Origin of the sequence: Pseudomonas sp. K2I15 (genome assembly GCF_002204795.1) — a bacterium.
Taxonomy (GTDB): Bacteria; Pseudomonadota; Gammaproteobacteria; order Pseudomonadales; family Pseudomonadaceae; genus Aquipseudomonas.
In genome coordinates this window covers 38,165-53,057 of record NZ_NIXO01000032.1, presented here as the reverse complement: position 1 = coordinate 53,057, position 14,893 = coordinate 38,165, and the positions used below count along the sequence as shown (strand labels likewise).

The following is a 14,893-nucleotide window of genomic DNA, read 5'->3' as shown; positions in this document are numbered from 1 at the left end:
GCTGTAGCCGAGAGAAAACCATGTCTATTTCATCTCCATTATTACGCCTGGTGCTCGCAGGTTTGTTCACTTTGCTGCTGGCACCAATGGCCAGCGCCGACCCTGCCAAACGCCTGCGCATCGGCATTACCCTGCACCCGTATTACAGCTACGTGGCCAATATCGTGGGTGACAAAGCTGAAGTCGTCCCGCTGATCCCGGCTGGCTTCAACCCCCACGCCTACGAGCCCCGCGCCGAAGACATCAAGCGCATCGGCACCCTCGATGTGATCGTGCTTAACGGCGTCGGCCATGACGATTTCGCCGACCGCATGATCGCCACCAGCGAGCGCCCCGGCATCCCGGTGATCGAAGCCAACGCCAACGTGCCGCTGCTGGCCGCCACCGGCAACGCCGCGCGCGGTGCCGGCAAGGTGGTCAACCCGCACACGTTCCTGTCCATCAGCGCGTCCATTGCCCAGGTCAACAACATCGCCCGGGAACTGGGCAAGCTCGACCCGGACAACGCCAAGACCTACACCCAGAACGCCCGCGCCTACGGCAAGCGCCTGCGCCAGATGCGCGCCGACGCCCTGGCCAAGCTCACCAGCGCGCCCAACCCGGACCTGCGGGTAGCGACCGTGCACGCCGCTTACGACTACCTGCTGCGGGAATTCGGCCTGGAAGTTACCGCCGTGGTGGAGCCGGCCCACGGGATCGAGCCGAGCCCCAGCCAGTTGAAGAAAACCATCGACCAACTGCGGGAGCTGGACGTGAAAGTGATCTTCTCGGAGATGGACTTTCCGTCCAGCTACGTCGACACCATCCAGCGTGAATCCGGGGTGAAGCTGTACCCGCTGTCGCACATTTCCTATGGCGACTACAGCGCGCAAAAGTACGAAGTGGAAATGACCGGCAATCTCAACACCGTGGTGCGGGCGATTCAGGAGTCCGGGGCATGACAGCGGCGGAACACTTGAGCGTGGCCAGCGTTGGCCCGACCCTCGACTTCAATAACGTGGCGCTGACCCTGGGCCGTACGGTGATCCTCGACGCGGTGAGTTTCCAGGTGCAGCCCGGCAGCATCCACGCGCTGGTGGGCCCGAATGGCGGCGGCAAAAGCTCGTTGATCAAGACCCTGTTGGGGCAAACGCCGCACCAGGGCCAACTGAGCCTGCACTGGCCCGACGCACCCGGCACCATCGGCTATGTGCCCCAGGCGCTGGAGTTCGACCGGGGCTTGCCGATGACCGTCGACGACTTCATGGCCGCGATGTGCCAGCGGCGTCCGGCGTTTCTCGGTCTGTCCAAGCATTACGCCGCCGCGATTGGCGAGGCGCTGGAGCGGGTCGGCATGCAGGACAAGCGCAAACGGCGGATGGGCGCGCTGTCGGGCGGTGAACGCCAGCGAGTGCTGCTCGCCCAGGGCTTGATCCCGGCACCGCAATTGCTGGTGCTGGACGAACCGATGTCGGCGCTGGATGAAGCCGGTATCCAGGTGTTCGAGCGGCTGCTGAACGACTGGCGCCAGGCGGGAATCACCGTGCTGTGGATCGAACATGACCTGGAAGCCGTCGGCCGCCTGGCTGATCGCGTCACCGGCCTGAACCGCCGCGTGCTGTTCGACGCCACGCCCAAGGAAGCGCTGACCCCGGACCGCCTGCTGACCCTGTTCTCCACCCACCCACGGAGCCCGGCCTTATGAGCTACGAAGCCTTTCGCTTGATGGTCCAGGGCTGGGCGTCTTCCGGGTATTTGCCGGAAGCGCTGGCCTATGGATTTGTGGTCAACGCGCTGCTCGCCGGGCTGCTGATTGGCCCGGTACTGGGCGGCTTGGGCACCCTGGTGGTGGTCAAGCGCTTTGCGTTCTTTTCCGAAGCCGTGGGCCATGCCGCGCTGACCGGCGTGGCCGTGGGCATTCTGCTGGGCGAACCGTACACCGGGCCTTACGGCAGCCTGTTCGGCTACTGCCTGCTGTTCGGCATCCTGCTCAACTACCTGCGCAACCGCACGGGGCTGGCACCCGACACACTGATCGGGGTGTTCCTGTCGGTGTCCCTGGCCCTGGGCGCAAGCCTGCTGCTGATTCTGGCGGGCAAGATCAACGTGCACATCCTCGAAAACGTACTGTTCGGCTCGGTACTGACGGTGAACGGCAACGACCTGCTGGTGCTGGCGATTGTCGGCTCGCTGGTGATGGCCCTGGCCTTGCCGCTGTACAACCGCATCATGCTCGCCAGTTTCAACCCGCAATTGGCCGCGGTGCGCGGGGTGGCGGTGAAGACCCTGGATTATCTGTTTGTGATCCTGGTGACGCTGATCACCGTTGCTGCAGTCAAGGTGATCGGCGCGATCCTGGTGGGTGCGTTGCTGGTGATTCCGGCCGCCGCCGCGCGCCTGTTGAGCCAATCGCTCAAGGGCTTCTTCTGGATCTCGGTGGTGATCGCCACCGTCAGCACCCTGTGCGGGATCCTGCTGCCAATCATCTTTGACCTGCCGATTCCGTCCGGTGCCGCAATCATTCTGGTCGCCGGTATCGCCTTCGCCCTCGCCGCCATTGCTCGCGGCACGGTCCCCAGCCTGAAAGGGAATCTTGGATAATGCGCCCGATTTTTCGACCCCTGCTTTTGGCCCTGGCCATTGCCACACCGGCGCTCGCTGCCGACGGCGTCAAGCCGTTGCAGATCACCGCCAACCAAGGCATCGGACACGCCGCCTTGAACAAGGCCCACGCGACAAAACCGGTGAACGTACTCGCCGCGCTGCCGATTACTTATGGCTTGGCGCAGGTGCTGCTCAAAGGCACCGACGTGCAGCTTGAACGCGCCGCACCGGCCAACCTGCCTGGCTCGCGGCAAGTTGCCTATTTCACCGGGCGCGGTGCGCAGGCGCTGAACACTTTGGCCCTGGACGCCGACGCGGCCATCGGCTTGCGCTCGTTATGGCCGGACGACCCGCTGTATCCGGTGGCCAGGCGCAGCAATATCCGTATCGTTGAAGTCGACGCGGCGCGCCCCGTGGATGGTGGCTTGCCGGGGATTGCGGTGCAACCGGGCGCCACCGATGGCCTCAACAGTCAACCGTGGCAATCCAGCAACAACATGGGGCGCATGGCTGATGTGATGGCCGCCGACCTGAGCCGCCTGGCACCCGAGGCCAAGCCGCAGATCGAAGCCAACCTGGCCGGCCTCAAGCAACGCCTGCTCAAGCTCACTGCCGACAGCGAGGCGCGGCTGGCCAAGGCCGACAACCTGACGGTGGTCAGCCTGAGCGATCACTTTGGTTACCTGATCAGCGGTTTGAATTTGGAACTGGTCAGCACCGATGCGCGCGCGGATACAGACTGGACGCCCGAAGCGTTGCAGCAACTGAGTGCGGGCTTGAAGGAGAATGAGGTGGCGGTGGTGCTGCATCATCGCCAACCAAGCGATGCGGTACAGGCAGCAGTCACGGCAGGCGGGGCGAAGCTGCTGGTGCTGGGCACCGATGGCGCAGACCCGGTGGCGGAGCTGGAGGGCAACGTAGATCAGGTGATCAAGGCGCTGTAACTCTTCGCTTACAGGCAAAACACAGTAAATGTGGGAGCGGGCTTGCTGTGGTGAGGGGGCTTGTCCCCCGTCGGGTTCACCACAGATTGATGGGGCTGCTTCGCAGCCCAACGCGGGGCAAGCCCGCTCACCACAGCAAGCCCCCACATTTGGATCTATGTTATGCCCGAGGTCTGGATCAGCCCGCAAGCGCCTGGCTGTCCATCTTCTGGCGCAGGCTCAGCGGGCGCATATCGGTCCACACCTCTTCGATGTAGGCCAGGCACTCTTTCTTCATCCCGCTTTTGCCCACGGTGCGCCAGCCTTCCGGCACAGCCTTATAGTCCGGCCAGATGGAATATTGTTCTTCATGGTTGACCACTACCTGAAACAGGATGTCTTCGCGGTCGAATACTGAGGTCATTGCTGTTCTCCGTCGGTGTAAGGCTGGCTGCGCACCACGCACAGCTGATGTAAGAAGGAACGTGCCAGCCCGGTAAAAAATTAGAGGCTGGCGACGGCTGCCGCCAGGGCACGACCAAAAATCTCGGCCACGCGGTCGATTTCTGCGGCGGTGATCACCAGCGGTGGCAAGAAACGCACGACGCTGCCATGGCGCCCGCCCAGCTCAAGAATCAGCCCGCGCTTTAGGCACTCACGCTGCACCAGCGGCGCCAACTGACGATGCACCGGCGGGTGGCCTTGGGTATCGGGTGCACCTGCGGGGTCCACCAGCTCCACACCGAGCATCAGCCCACGGCCACGAATGTCTCCCAACTGCGGGAAGTCACGCTGAAGGATGCGCAGGTGCTCACCGAGCCGCTCGCCCATGGCCGCCGCATGAGCGGGCACATCGTGGTCCTTGAGGTAGCGCATCACCGCCGACCCCGCCGCCATGGCCATCTGATTGCCACGGAAGGTCCCGGCATGGGCACCCGGCAGCCAGGTGTCCAGCCAGTCGCGATACACCACCACGGCCAGTGGCAGACTGCCGCCGATGGCCTTGGACAGCACCACCACGTCCGGGATGATGCCGGCATGTTCAAAGGCAAACATCTTGCCGGTACGGCCAAAGCCGCTCTGGATTTCGTCGACGATCAACGCCACGCCAGCTTGTTCGGTAATGCGCCGCAGGCCGCGCAGCCAGTCGAGGTCGGCCGGGATAACGCCACCCTCGCCTTGCACCACCTCAACAATCACCGCCGCCGGCAGCAACACACCGGCCTCGGGATCGTTGAGCAGGTTTTCCAGGTAGTGCAGGTTGACCTTGACCCCTTGTGCCCCGCCGAGCCCGAACGGGCAACGGTAGTCGTAAGGGAATGGCAGGAATTGCACGCCATTGCCGAGCAAGGCACCCAGTGGCTTTTTCGGCCCCAGGCTGCCCATCAGGCTCAGCGCGCCCTGGCTCATGCCGTGATAACCACCCTGGAACGACAACACGGTGCTGCGCCCGGTGGCGGTACGCACCAGTTTCAACGCGGCTTCCACCGCGTCGGTACCGGTGGGCCCGCAGAACTGGATCTTGGCTTCCCGCGCCAGCGCCGGCGGCAGCAGGCCGAACAGGTCCTGCACGAATTGATCCTTGACCGGCGTGGTCAGGTCCAGGGTGTGCAATGGCAATTCATCGCTCAGCACTTGGCGAATCGCCTCGATCACCACCGGGTGGTTGTGCCCCAGCGCCAGGGTGCCGGCGCCGGCCAGGCAATCGATAAAGCTGCGGCCTTCGACGTCCTCGACGTAGATCCCGCGGGCACGCTTGAGCGCCAGGGGAATGCGCCGTGGATAGCTGCGGGCATTGGATTCCTGCTGGCGCTGACGGGCCAGCAGCGGGGTTTCATCGAACTGGTAGAGCGTTTCCGCAGGGACCGCCTGGGTCTCTTCAATACGGCTGGTAGCGACTGACATCTCTCGATCCCTCAATACGCTGATGATGGTGACCAAACTGCCAACCCGTTAGCGTCTGGCCCAAGGGCAGCGCACGGATTTCCTGTTCTGGAAACGCATCAGCGAGGGGAGGATTTACACCTGTGGTCGTTAAAAACAGCTTTAGCGGATTTACCCGGCAACCCCCGTGTATTTTTCATTCAACGCATACAGGATCGCGCAGGTCTCTGCATCCAGCCGCCCTCTGTATTCACAGGGACGAAAATGCATCTGGAACGCGCGGACACGCTGCTGAAAACCCAGGCGATTTTTCGCCGGCGCATAACCGTAGCGCTGAAACGCCCGTTCGACTTCAACCTCTGGCGGCAGGCCAATGTCGAACCGGCGTTGATAGGCCGTCTTGGCCGCCTCCTCATACCAGGCACCCACGCCCGCCTCGAACAGGCAACGCCACGGCAAACTCGGCCCCGGATCACTCTTGCGCCAATAGGCAATGTCCGAATGCCCAAGGATATCGGTAGGGCCGATCGCCGGGTAACGCCCCTGAATGTCACGAACCAGGGCAATCAATACGTCGATCTGCTCCACTCCATACGCGGGAAAGGTAAACACACCGGCGTCATCCCGGGCCTGATTGACGATTTCAATGCCGATGGAGCGGCTATTGAGGTTGTCGCGCCCGGCCCAATGGCTGACGCCGGCATGCCAGGCACGTTGCGCCTCGTCCACCAGGCGCAATACCCGCAGCTCGTCGTAGCCGGCGGCGTGATAGCTCGGGTCACGGGGATCGGCCAGCAAATAGTGGGCGCTGACACCGTCACAGGTGAGGGTATGCAAGGAGGAGGCAAAGGGCGCGGCGGTGTAATGCACAATCACCTGGCGCACGGCTTCGCCATTGCGCTCGTTAAAGTCTTTTGCGGGATAAGTGGAATCGATAACCAACATGGGCGCTGTCCTTTTCAACACAGGCTGAGTCATTCAGCCCGTTCAAACACAAAAAAATGACCGCCATCCTGAAGCGTTGCGCTTGAAGATGGCGGTAGTTATTTGTGCCATGAAAAGAAGGTTTCAGCGGCGCAACGGCATGCCCAGGTCGACGCGCAGGCCATCAGCCTGGCTGTCGAATTTCAGCGAGCACGAGCAGCGCTGCACGATCGCCTGGACAATCGCGAGCCCCAAGCCGCAACCGGGGCTGTTGCCATTGCGCCAGAAGCGCTGGGTCAGGTGTTGCAAGTCTTCGCTGGAAATCGGCGCGCCGTGGTCACGCACCCGAAACACCACGTTCTCGCCAGCACTGGACACACTCAGCTCCACCCGGGTATCGGCCGGTGTGTGGCGCAGGGCGTTGTCCAGCAGGTTGCGCAAGGCGGCGACGGCCAGGCCAACCGGCATTTCCACCGGTTTGTCGGAGAGGTCGTCCGCCAGGATCAGGTCAATGCGCTGATTGTCGCCGCCATTGGCATCCTGAATCGCCAGTTGTGCTACTTGCTGGGCGCTCGATTGCAGGCCGTCATCAAACGACAGGCTGCCTTCGACCCGCGCCAACAGCAATAGCTGCTCAAGGGTGCGGTGCAAGCGGTCGGCGCCCTCCTCGGCATGGGCCAGGGACTGGTCACGGGCGGCGCCTTCGGTCATGCGCGCCACTTGCAAGTGGGTCTTGATTGCCGTCAGCGGGCTGCGCAGTTCGTGGGCGGCGTCGCCGGTCAGGCGGCGTTCGCGCTCGATGGTCTTGGCGATGCGCTGCAGCAGCTGGTTCTGGGTATCGAGCAGCGGCTTGAGTTCGCTGGGCAGCGGGCTGATCTGCAAGGGCTCGAGGGAGTCGGCACTGCGGCGCATCAGGGCGTCACGCATGCGGTTGAGCGGCAACAGGCTTTGGCCGATCCCCAGCCACAACAGGCACAGGCAGCCCAACAGCGCCACGCCCACCGGTACCGAAGCAGCCAGCAGGATCGACAGGTTCAAGGCTTCACGCTCCACCTGCCGGTCGGCGGTGGTGATAAACAAATCGCCACGGGACAGGGTGAAGCTGCGCCAGCCCACACCATCAATCATCTGGTCGCGAAAACCGCTCTTGCGCGACTCCAGGCCCTGGTCCGGGGTGGTGTGGCTGCGGGCAAGAATCACCCCGCGCAAGGAGCTGACCTGGCACGCCATGCCACCCGGCACATTCAATTGTTCGGCGCTGAAATGCGCGCCCTCGCCCGTGCTGGACAAGCCCGGCATCTGCTCCATTAGCCCGGCGACCATGCGCGCCGACGCCACCAGGCGCTGGTCCAGGGAAAACATCATCTGGTTGCGCAGGTCGTTGAGCATCCACGCGGCGGCCAGTGCCCAGATCAGCACGAAGGCTGCGCCGAGCTTGAAGGTCAGCCGCAGGCGCAGGCTCATCACGAAGCGTCCTCTCCACCGTCAGCCGGGCCCAGGCGATAGCCCAGGCCGCGCACGGTTTCGACGATGCCGTTGCCGAGTTTGCGCCGCAGGTGGTGGATGTGCACGTTGAGGGCGTTGCTTTCCAGCTCGTCGTTCAGCCCGTAGACGCTGTCTTTGAGCTGCTCGCTGGACAGCACCCGGCCACGGTTTTGCAGCAAGGCTTGCAACAGCGCCTGCTCGCGGCGGGACAGGTCTACCGACTCACCGCCCAGTAACGTTTCGCGGCTGCTGGGGTTGTAGGTCAGGCGCCCGTGTTCGATCAGGTTGACGCTGCGCCCGGCCACCCGGCGAAGCAGGGTGTGCAGGCGCGCGGCGAGTTCACGCAGGTCGAAGGGCTTGAGCAGGTAATCGTCGGCACCGGCCTGCAGGCCGTCGACGCGGTTGGTTACCGAATCCCGCGCGGTAAGGATCAGCACCGGAATTTCCAGGCCCTGGCTGCGCAATTGCTGCAACAGCTTCAAGCCGTCTTCATCCGGCAGGCCGAGGTCGAGTACCATCACGTCGAATTCCGCCACCTTGAGCATCGCCCGGGCAGCGGCGGCAGTGCCGACGCGCTCGACGGTCAGCCCTTGGGCGCTGAGCCCGGCAACAATGCCGCTGGCGATCAGTTCGTCGTCTTCACAGACCAGTACGTGCATGGTGAACCCTTTGCAAAATGTGAGGCCAATTAAAAAGGCAGCGGATTAAGCGCGCATTATGCCGCCAGCGCGCGTAAACCCGGATAATCCCTCCTTTCTAGGATAGCCCGGTTAATCATCGGTTAATCAACGCCACACATTGTGTGTCCCACTTGCTTCGAACTAAGGCTTGATCATGCGGCATCTGTTTATTTTCCTGCTGGTATTGTTTGCTGGATTTGCCCAGGCCGCGCCTGGCAGCAATCCTTTCGAGACCAAACCTGATTTCCTCCCGGTAGGCAACGCCTTCACCTTTACCTCCGAGCGTCTGGCCTCCGGCGAAACCCAGCTGTATTGGCAGATTGCCGACGGTTATTACCTGTACCAGCAGCGCATGAAATTCGATGGCCTGGCCGAAAAGCCGACATTGCCCCAGGGCGAAGCCCATAGCGACGAGTTCTTCGGCGAGCAGCAGGTTTATCGCCAAGGCCTGGAAGTGAAGATTCCTGCCGGCGCCACCGGCCAGGTCAAGCTCGGCTGGCAGGGTTGCGCTGATGCAGGCCTGTGCTACCCGCCGCAATCGATCACCGTGGACCTTGGCGGTAACCCTGCCGTGGCTGCTACCGGCCAGGCCCAGGACCAAAGCCTGGCCAGCGGCCTGCAACAGCGCAGCCTGGGATGGAGCCTGCTGGTGTTTTTCGGCCTGGGCCTGCTGTTGGCCTTTGCTCCTTGTTCCCTGCCGATGTTGCCGATCCTCGCCGGCCTTGTCGTAGGCAGCGGCGCCAGCCCACGGCGCGGCTTTGCCCTGGCCGCCAGCTACGTGGTGTGCATGGCGCTGGTGTATGCCGCGCTCGGCGTATTGGCCGCGCTGCTCGGCGGCAACCTCGCTGCCCTGTTGCAAACGCCGTGGATCCTCGGCAGCTTCGCGGCATTGTTTGTGATCCTCGCCCTGCCGATGTTCGGCTTTTTTGAGCTGCAACTGCCGACCTTCCTGCGCGACCGCCTCGACAACGTCAGCCGCCAACAAAGCGGCGGCAGCCTAATGGGTGCCGGCGTGCTCGGCGCCTTGTCCGGTTTGCTGGTGGGGCCGTGCATGACCGCGCCCCTGGCCGGCGCCCTGCTCTACATCGCCCAAAGCGGCAATGCCCTGCACGGCGGCCTGATCCTGTTTGCCATGGGCATCGGCATCGGCGTGCCGCTGTTGCTACTGGTGACCGTGGGCAACCGTTTCCTGCCCAAGCCCGGCACCTGGATGAACATCCTCAAGGGCATCTTCGGCTTCCTGTTCCTCGCCACCGCCGTGCTGATGATTCGCCCGGTTGTAGGCGAAACCCTGTGGCTCGGCTTGTGGGGTGTGCTGGCGCTGGTCATGGCCTATTGCGGTTGGCGCCTGGCCCACGATTTCGGGCGTACCGCCATGCTGTTTGGTGCCGGCTCGCTGGTACTGGGCCTTTGGGGCAGCGTACTGGTGATCGGCGCGGCCGGCGGCAGCGACGACCCGTGGCAACCGCTGAAGGTCTACAGCGGCTCGCGGGTTGCCGGTGCACCCACGGCCCACGAAGCCTTCATGACCATCAATGACCCGGCCGTGCTGCGAAGCCAGCTCGACAGCGCCAAAGCGCAGGGCCAATGGGTGCTGGTGGACTACTACGCTGACTGGTGCGTGTCGTGCAAAATCATGGAGAAACAGGTATTCGCCAAACCCGAAGTACTGGACGCCCTCAAGGACGTACGCCTGCTGCGCCTCGACGTGACCGCCGACAACGCCGCCAGCCGCGAGCTGCTGGGCCGCTACAAAGTCCCGGGGCCGCCGAGCTTTGTCTGGATCGGCCCCAACGGTGAAGAGCGCCGCGCCCAGCGCATCACCGGCGAAGTCGACGCAGAGGCATTCCTGCAACGCTGGAACCTGACCCGGGAAGCCCTCTGATGCTGACACTGACCATCGGCACCTTCGCCATCGCCCTGAATCACTTGCTGCTGATCACGGCGTTGATCCTCGCCACCCTGGTGGGTTGGCGCGTGGCCAAGCGCGGCGGCGAGAACCCGGAGTCGGTGCTGTTCACGTTGTTTCTTCTGGGCATGCTCGCCGCACGCGTCAGCTTCGTGCTGATGTACTGGGCGTACTATAAAAATGACCCGCTGCAAATCGTAGACCTGCGTGACGGCGGCTTTCTCGCCTGGCCCGGCGTTATCGCGCTGGTCCTCGGCGCCTTGATCTACGGTTGGCGCCGCCCGCTGTTGCGCAAGCCACTGAGCGCCGGCGTGATCACCGGCCTGGCATTCTGGGCCTTGACCAGCCTGTCCCTGACCCTCTACGAAAAAGGCACCCATCTGCCAGACATCACCCTGCGCAACGCCAATGGCGAAACCGTGCAACTGGCCGACTACAAGGGCGGCCCGCTGGTGATCAATCTATGGGCCACCTGGTGCCCGCCGTGCCGTCGCGAAATGCCGGTACTGGAAAGCGCCCAGCGCCAGCGCCCGGACGTGACCTTCCTGTTCGTCAACCAGGCCGAAAGCATGCAAAGCGTCAGCACCTACCTGGCGACCCAGGGCCTGAACCTGGACAACGTGCTATTCGACGCCAGCGGCCGACTCGGCCAGGCCGTCGGGTCGATGGCCTTGCCCACCACGCTGTTTTATCAGCCTGACGGTCGCCTGATCAACAGCCACCTGGGCGAACTGTCCCAGGCCAGCCTGGCCCGCGCCATGGAGCGCTTCGAACCGACAGCCGCCCCCACTGCCCATCCGGCTACCACAAGGAATTCGCCATGCTCCGCCTCCGCCACCTGCTGACCCTCTTGCCCCTGACACTGGCTGCTACGCTCGTCCAGGCCGAAGACTGGCCGGCGCCGATCAAGAACATCGAGGCCAAGGGCGCCAAGATCATCGGCAAGTTCGATGCGCCCAGCGGTCTCACGGGTTATGCGGCGCAGTACCAGAACCGTGGCATGGCGCTATACCTGACGGCCGATGGCAAAAGTGTGATCGCCGGCAACCTGTACGATGCCGACGGCAATGACTTGAGCACCGCGCCACTAGAAAAGCTCGTGTATGCGCCGATGGCCAAGGAAGTCTGGGCCAAGATGGAACACAGCAACTGGATTCAGGACGGCAACAAGGATGCGCCGCGTATCGTGTATCTGTTCAGCGATCCGAACTGCCCGTACTGCAATATGTTCTGGGAACAGGCGCGGCCGTGGGTGAAGTCGGGCAAGGTGCAGTTGCGGCATATCATGGTGGGGATTATTCGTGAGGACAGCCCGGGCAAGTCGGCCGCGCTGTTTGCAGCCAAGGACCAGCAGCAGGCTCTTGAGGCTCATGAGTCAGCCGGTAAAGGCAGCAAGTTGCAGCCGCTGGAGAAGATCCCGGCAGATATCCAGGCCAAGCTGGATGCCAATATGAAGTTGATGGATGAGCTGGAGTTGTCGGCGACGCCGGCGATTTTCTATCTGGATGACAAGGGTGGGTTGCAGCAACAGCAAGGGGCGCCGTCGCCGGATAAGTTGGTGAAGATTCTCGGCCCGAAATAAACAGGAAAAGGCCTCCGAAAATTGGAGGCCTTTTCGTTTATACGCCTCGGCCCAAGCCGATCACACCTCTTCCACGATAAGTAACGTCACGTCAAAGTCGTTGCCGGGCGCTATTCCCATTCGAAGGTTATCAACGCTGAGTCGCATCGTATTTGAAGTGGCAACGAACACGCCCTGAAGCAGTTGCCAGGCTGTACCCGGCTCTGTGACGGGAGTGACTTCAATCCCTTGAGCAACCAGCACCATCCGAGGTTTGTTGCCTACGCCGCTGTTATCACGAACCCAGGCGCTGAACCTGTAATTACGCCCCGACTCCAGCTCGGTAAACACCTTGTACAGCTTCTCCCGCTGAGTGACCGGGTTGCTCGTGTCGGTGTAGCCCCAATCGAGCAAGTAGTAAACCGGTGTCGATTGCGGGCCTGCCCCATATTTCAGTTCCAGGTCCCTCGGGTCCGTAGCACCCGCCCCTTTCTGCCAGTTGTTCCATCCCTTGTAATCGGGATCAAAGTCCGTCTCGTCTCTGAAGCGCTTGCCAAACTCCAACTGCAAGGTTGGAAACTCTATCGAATTAGATAAAGTGCCACCGATCTGCGTCGTCGCCTTGAATACGACGAGCAAGGAAGTTTGATTACGCAGTTTCTCCAACTCTTCGCGCTTGAGCACTCGGGACAGGCCATTTCCCACATCGCTATCGGTAATCGGCTCGCCAATCATCACCCTGATGGTGTAGGCAGAACCATCATCCTTGGTCCCGATACAGTCCAGCCAACCATCCTGGCCCGCCAAAATGAACCACCATTTCTCCACGGTAATATGCGCATCCCCGTTAAAGGTTCGCAGGTCCAGAATGCCTCCCTGGGTGGCCGGCGGTGTAGCCTCTGGCACTACCGGCGTGGGCAAACGCACCGGTACGCTGATCTGCAGGTTCAGATCTTCAGAAGTGGCATGTTTGCACGCGCTGATAACGGTGTAGTTGATCGTGACCGTTTTGCCGCTGCCCTCGATCACGGCTTCACGCGGGATCTGGAAGTCGACGTACTTGGGATTGCTGGTGCCAGGTTTCGACGCCAGGGGCAAACAACTGCCGTCCGGTTGTGTCCAGCACACGTTGATGGTCTGAAGCGGATTGATCCCCTCGTATGCCACCCGCACGGTCACCCCGTCGCGACCGTTGTAGACCGTCAACTGTGACCCTACCGCTTCGCGCACGGTGGGTGCATCAAGCACCAAATCTTCCTGGACAATCCCCAATGTCAGTACCGGAAACTTCTTGGCGGAGGCCTTATCGGCCAAGCCATTAAAGTTCACCGCAAAATGCACTTCGAACTCGCTGCAATCCGCCAGCTTCTTCAGTTCGCTACGGGGCAAGGGAGTGTTGACGCCACTCCCCAGCCACTGCTCGGTCACAGGCTCACCCTCCAAAACCTGGAAGCTGTAGGTGCTACCGTCCTCAAGTTTGCCGGTTACCCATAACCAGCAGCGTTGCCCCAACTCAATGTAAGGCCAGGTTATGACCGTGCAATCGGCGTCACCAGAGAACGTATTAAGGTCTAGCGTGTTACCCGTAGCTTGCTCCACCTGTGGGGAGGGCAGCCCGGCGACATCGAGGATATTCACCACCCGCGGTGGAGATAACCAAGGGCCAGTACCACTGTGGGATACCGTATAGGTCAACGTAACGTTCTGCGCGAAATTGGCGCTGATCGCCGAGGGTGGCACCCGGAACTCCAACGAGGTTTCGCCCGCTTGCACGGTACGGCATTCAATCGCTGGCGAACCCAGGCCAGGCGTGCCGGAAAACGTGGGGCAAACACGATCACCTGCATGTATACCCTCGTAGGTAATCACTATGTGTGCGCCGTTCAAGGTGTTGGTCGGGTTGACTACCCAACTGCCGTTGAACTCCGTGGACTCCTTAAGATGCGGCGGTGGCAAGTCCAGTGCCGGGTCAACCCGCAACAGCGTAGTCGTGCGCAGGTGAAAATCCTGGGCATTGATAGGCAGCGGATTCTCATGAACGGGATCATCCGGTGTCGGAAGTATCGGCGCAGTACCGTCCCAGATGACCCCCATATGGGTTGTCAGGGCTGAATAGTCTTCCCGGCGCGACATCCAACCGCGAGCCAGCCTGAACTCGAACAGATGGTCGACATGTGCCTCGGCGGCGGTCACGACATGGTCATAGGCCACCCAGATAAATTGATACGGCACAATGTGCTGGTCACCGGCGACGGTGACAAATAACCGCTGACCGGCCTGGATCATGGGCCATGCCTTGATCTGGATGGTTTCGTCGCCCTGGAACTCGTACATGTTCAGCCACCATGTGCTCCATTCCAGCCTGGAATGCAGGAACACTGGCAATGACACGCGAAGATCAGCCTCCCTGACGTCCTGGATCTCCAACTCCAGCACCAGTGATTCCTCAAGCCGACCGGCCACCGTAGCGGTGTACCAGATCAGCACCGTATGCCCGATGCAGGTGCTGACCCATTGCCAGGGAACCGGGATCTCAACATGGCCGTCGGTGCTGCCGGGGACTTCAATCGGTTCGAACGCTGGCTCCGGCTGGTCCTTGATTGCCCAATACAACGTGACGGGGGCAGCCTGCATGTTCGGCACGGTGATCGTCGCAAGCGTGCCATCCCTGGCATCGATGGGATAAAGCAAGCTGTTGTTGATCGCGTATTGAATCTGTACGTAAGGCAATTCAGGGTTGGCAGCGTCTGATAGGACGGCTGTGGTTTCGGGGAGTGTTTTTTTAACCACGACAAGAACTCCTGTTCAGGAAGGGATAACCATTGGCCGCTCTACCGGCAAGCCGTAACGACTGGGTTATCTAGCGCGCTGAACTGGAACCTTGCCTACTGTGAGAATTGACAGTTCTGCCCCCGCAGGGGCACTAACCCGATCAACGGTAGCC

Annotated in this window: 13 protein-coding genes; 7 read left to right on the top strand and 6 right to left on the bottom strand. The window is 61.9% G+C overall.

The window, feature by feature from the left end; translation table 11 throughout:
* Positions 1-20: 20 nt before the first annotated feature.
* Genes CEC48_RS19115 through CEC48_RS19100 form a run of 4 tightly spaced genes read left to right on the top strand, consistent with a single transcriptional unit; the run spans position 21 to position 3,527 of the window.
* Positions 21-941 carry a metal ABC transporter substrate-binding protein gene (locus CEC48_RS19115; RefSeq protein ID WP_088425154.1) on the top strand — a complete coding sequence of 307 codons (921 nt, stop codon included), beginning with the start codon at positions 21-23 and terminating at the stop codon, positions 939-941.
* Positions 938-1,684 (top strand): metal ABC transporter ATP-binding protein, encoded by a 747-nt coding sequence (locus tag CEC48_RS19110; protein ID WP_088425153.1) that lies wholly within the window; start codon positions 938-940, stop codon positions 1,682-1,684. The genes CEC48_RS19115 and CEC48_RS19110 overlap by 4 nt, the downstream gene beginning before the upstream one ends.
* Positions 1,681-2,580, top strand: a complete 900-nt coding sequence (locus tag CEC48_RS19105; protein WP_029300631.1) for a metal ABC transporter permease — start codon at positions 1,681-1,683, stop codon at positions 2,578-2,580. Before CEC48_RS19110 ends, CEC48_RS19105 begins: the two co-directional genes overlap by 4 nt.
* The gene (locus tag CEC48_RS19100) at positions 2,580-3,527 is read left to right on the top strand and encodes a metal ABC transporter solute-binding protein, Zn/Mn family (RefSeq protein ID WP_088425152.1); all 948 of its coding nucleotides are present in this window, start codon (positions 2,580-2,582) and stop codon (positions 3,525-3,527) included. The genes CEC48_RS19105 and CEC48_RS19100 overlap by 1 nt, the downstream gene beginning before the upstream one ends.
* Before the next feature lie 178 nt (positions 3,528-3,705).
* On the opposite strand, the gene CEC48_RS19095 is transcribed toward CEC48_RS19100, so the two are convergent.
* The 5 genes from CEC48_RS19095 to CEC48_RS19075 all read right to left on the bottom strand — a co-directional run bounded on the left by CEC48_RS19095 (position 3,706) and on the right by CEC48_RS19075 (position 8,458).
* The gene (locus tag CEC48_RS19095) at positions 3,706-3,930 is read right to left on the bottom strand and encodes an MbtH family protein (RefSeq protein WP_003209001.1); all 225 of its coding nucleotides are present in this window, start codon (positions 3,928-3,930) and stop codon (positions 3,706-3,708) included.
* An 80-nt stretch (positions 3,931-4,010) separates the two neighbouring features.
* Entirely contained in the window at positions 4,011-5,411 is a 1,401-nt protein-coding gene (locus CEC48_RS19090; RefSeq protein WP_088425151.1) for an aspartate aminotransferase family protein, read from the bottom strand.
* Positions 5,412-5,561: 150 nt separating this feature from the next.
* A complete protein-coding gene (locus CEC48_RS19085) occupies positions 5,562-6,335 on the bottom strand; it encodes an N-acetylmuramoyl-L-alanine amidase (protein ID WP_088425150.1) in 774 nt (257 codons plus the stop codon).
* A 123-nt stretch (positions 6,336-6,458) separates the two neighbouring features.
* Positions 6,459-7,778 carry an ATP-binding protein gene (locus CEC48_RS19080; RefSeq protein ID WP_088425149.1) on the bottom strand — a complete coding sequence of 440 codons (1,320 nt, stop codon included), beginning with the start codon at positions 7,776-7,778 and terminating at the stop codon, positions 6,459-6,461.
* Complete coding sequence (locus CEC48_RS19075) at positions 7,778-8,458, bottom strand: response regulator (RefSeq protein ID WP_003209011.1); 681 nt, start codon at positions 8,456-8,458, stop codon at positions 7,778-7,780. The genes CEC48_RS19080 and CEC48_RS19075 overlap by 1 nt, the downstream gene beginning before the upstream one ends.
* Before the next feature lie 175 nt (positions 8,459-8,633).
* On the opposite strand from CEC48_RS19075, the gene dsbD reads away from it, so the two are divergent.
* Genes dsbD through dsbG form a run of 3 tightly spaced genes read left to right on the top strand, consistent with a single transcriptional unit; the run spans position 8,634 to position 11,970 of the window.
* On the top strand, positions 8,634-10,364 hold the full coding sequence (dsbD, locus tag CEC48_RS19070; RefSeq protein ID WP_088425148.1) for a protein-disulfide reductase DsbD: 1,731 nt from the start codon (positions 8,634-8,636) through the stop codon (positions 10,362-10,364).
* Positions 10,364-11,233, top strand: coding sequence for a TlpA disulfide reductase family protein (locus tag CEC48_RS19065; RefSeq protein ID WP_088425147.1), 870 nt, complete (start codon positions 10,364-10,366; stop codon positions 11,231-11,233). Before dsbD ends, CEC48_RS19065 begins: the two co-directional genes overlap by 1 nt.
* Entirely contained in the window at positions 11,209-11,970 is a 762-nt protein-coding gene (gene dsbG / locus CEC48_RS19060; RefSeq protein ID WP_088425146.1) for a thiol:disulfide interchange protein DsbG, read from the top strand. The genes CEC48_RS19065 and dsbG overlap by 25 nt, the downstream gene beginning before the upstream one ends.
* Before the next feature lie 60 nt (positions 11,971-12,030).
* On the opposite strand, the gene CEC48_RS31605 is transcribed toward dsbG, so the two are convergent.
* On the bottom strand, positions 12,031-14,739 hold the full coding sequence (locus CEC48_RS31605) for a hypothetical protein (protein ID WP_176438736.1): 2,709 nt from the start codon (positions 14,737-14,739) through the stop codon (positions 12,031-12,033).
* Positions 14,740-14,893: the final 154 nt, after the last annotated feature.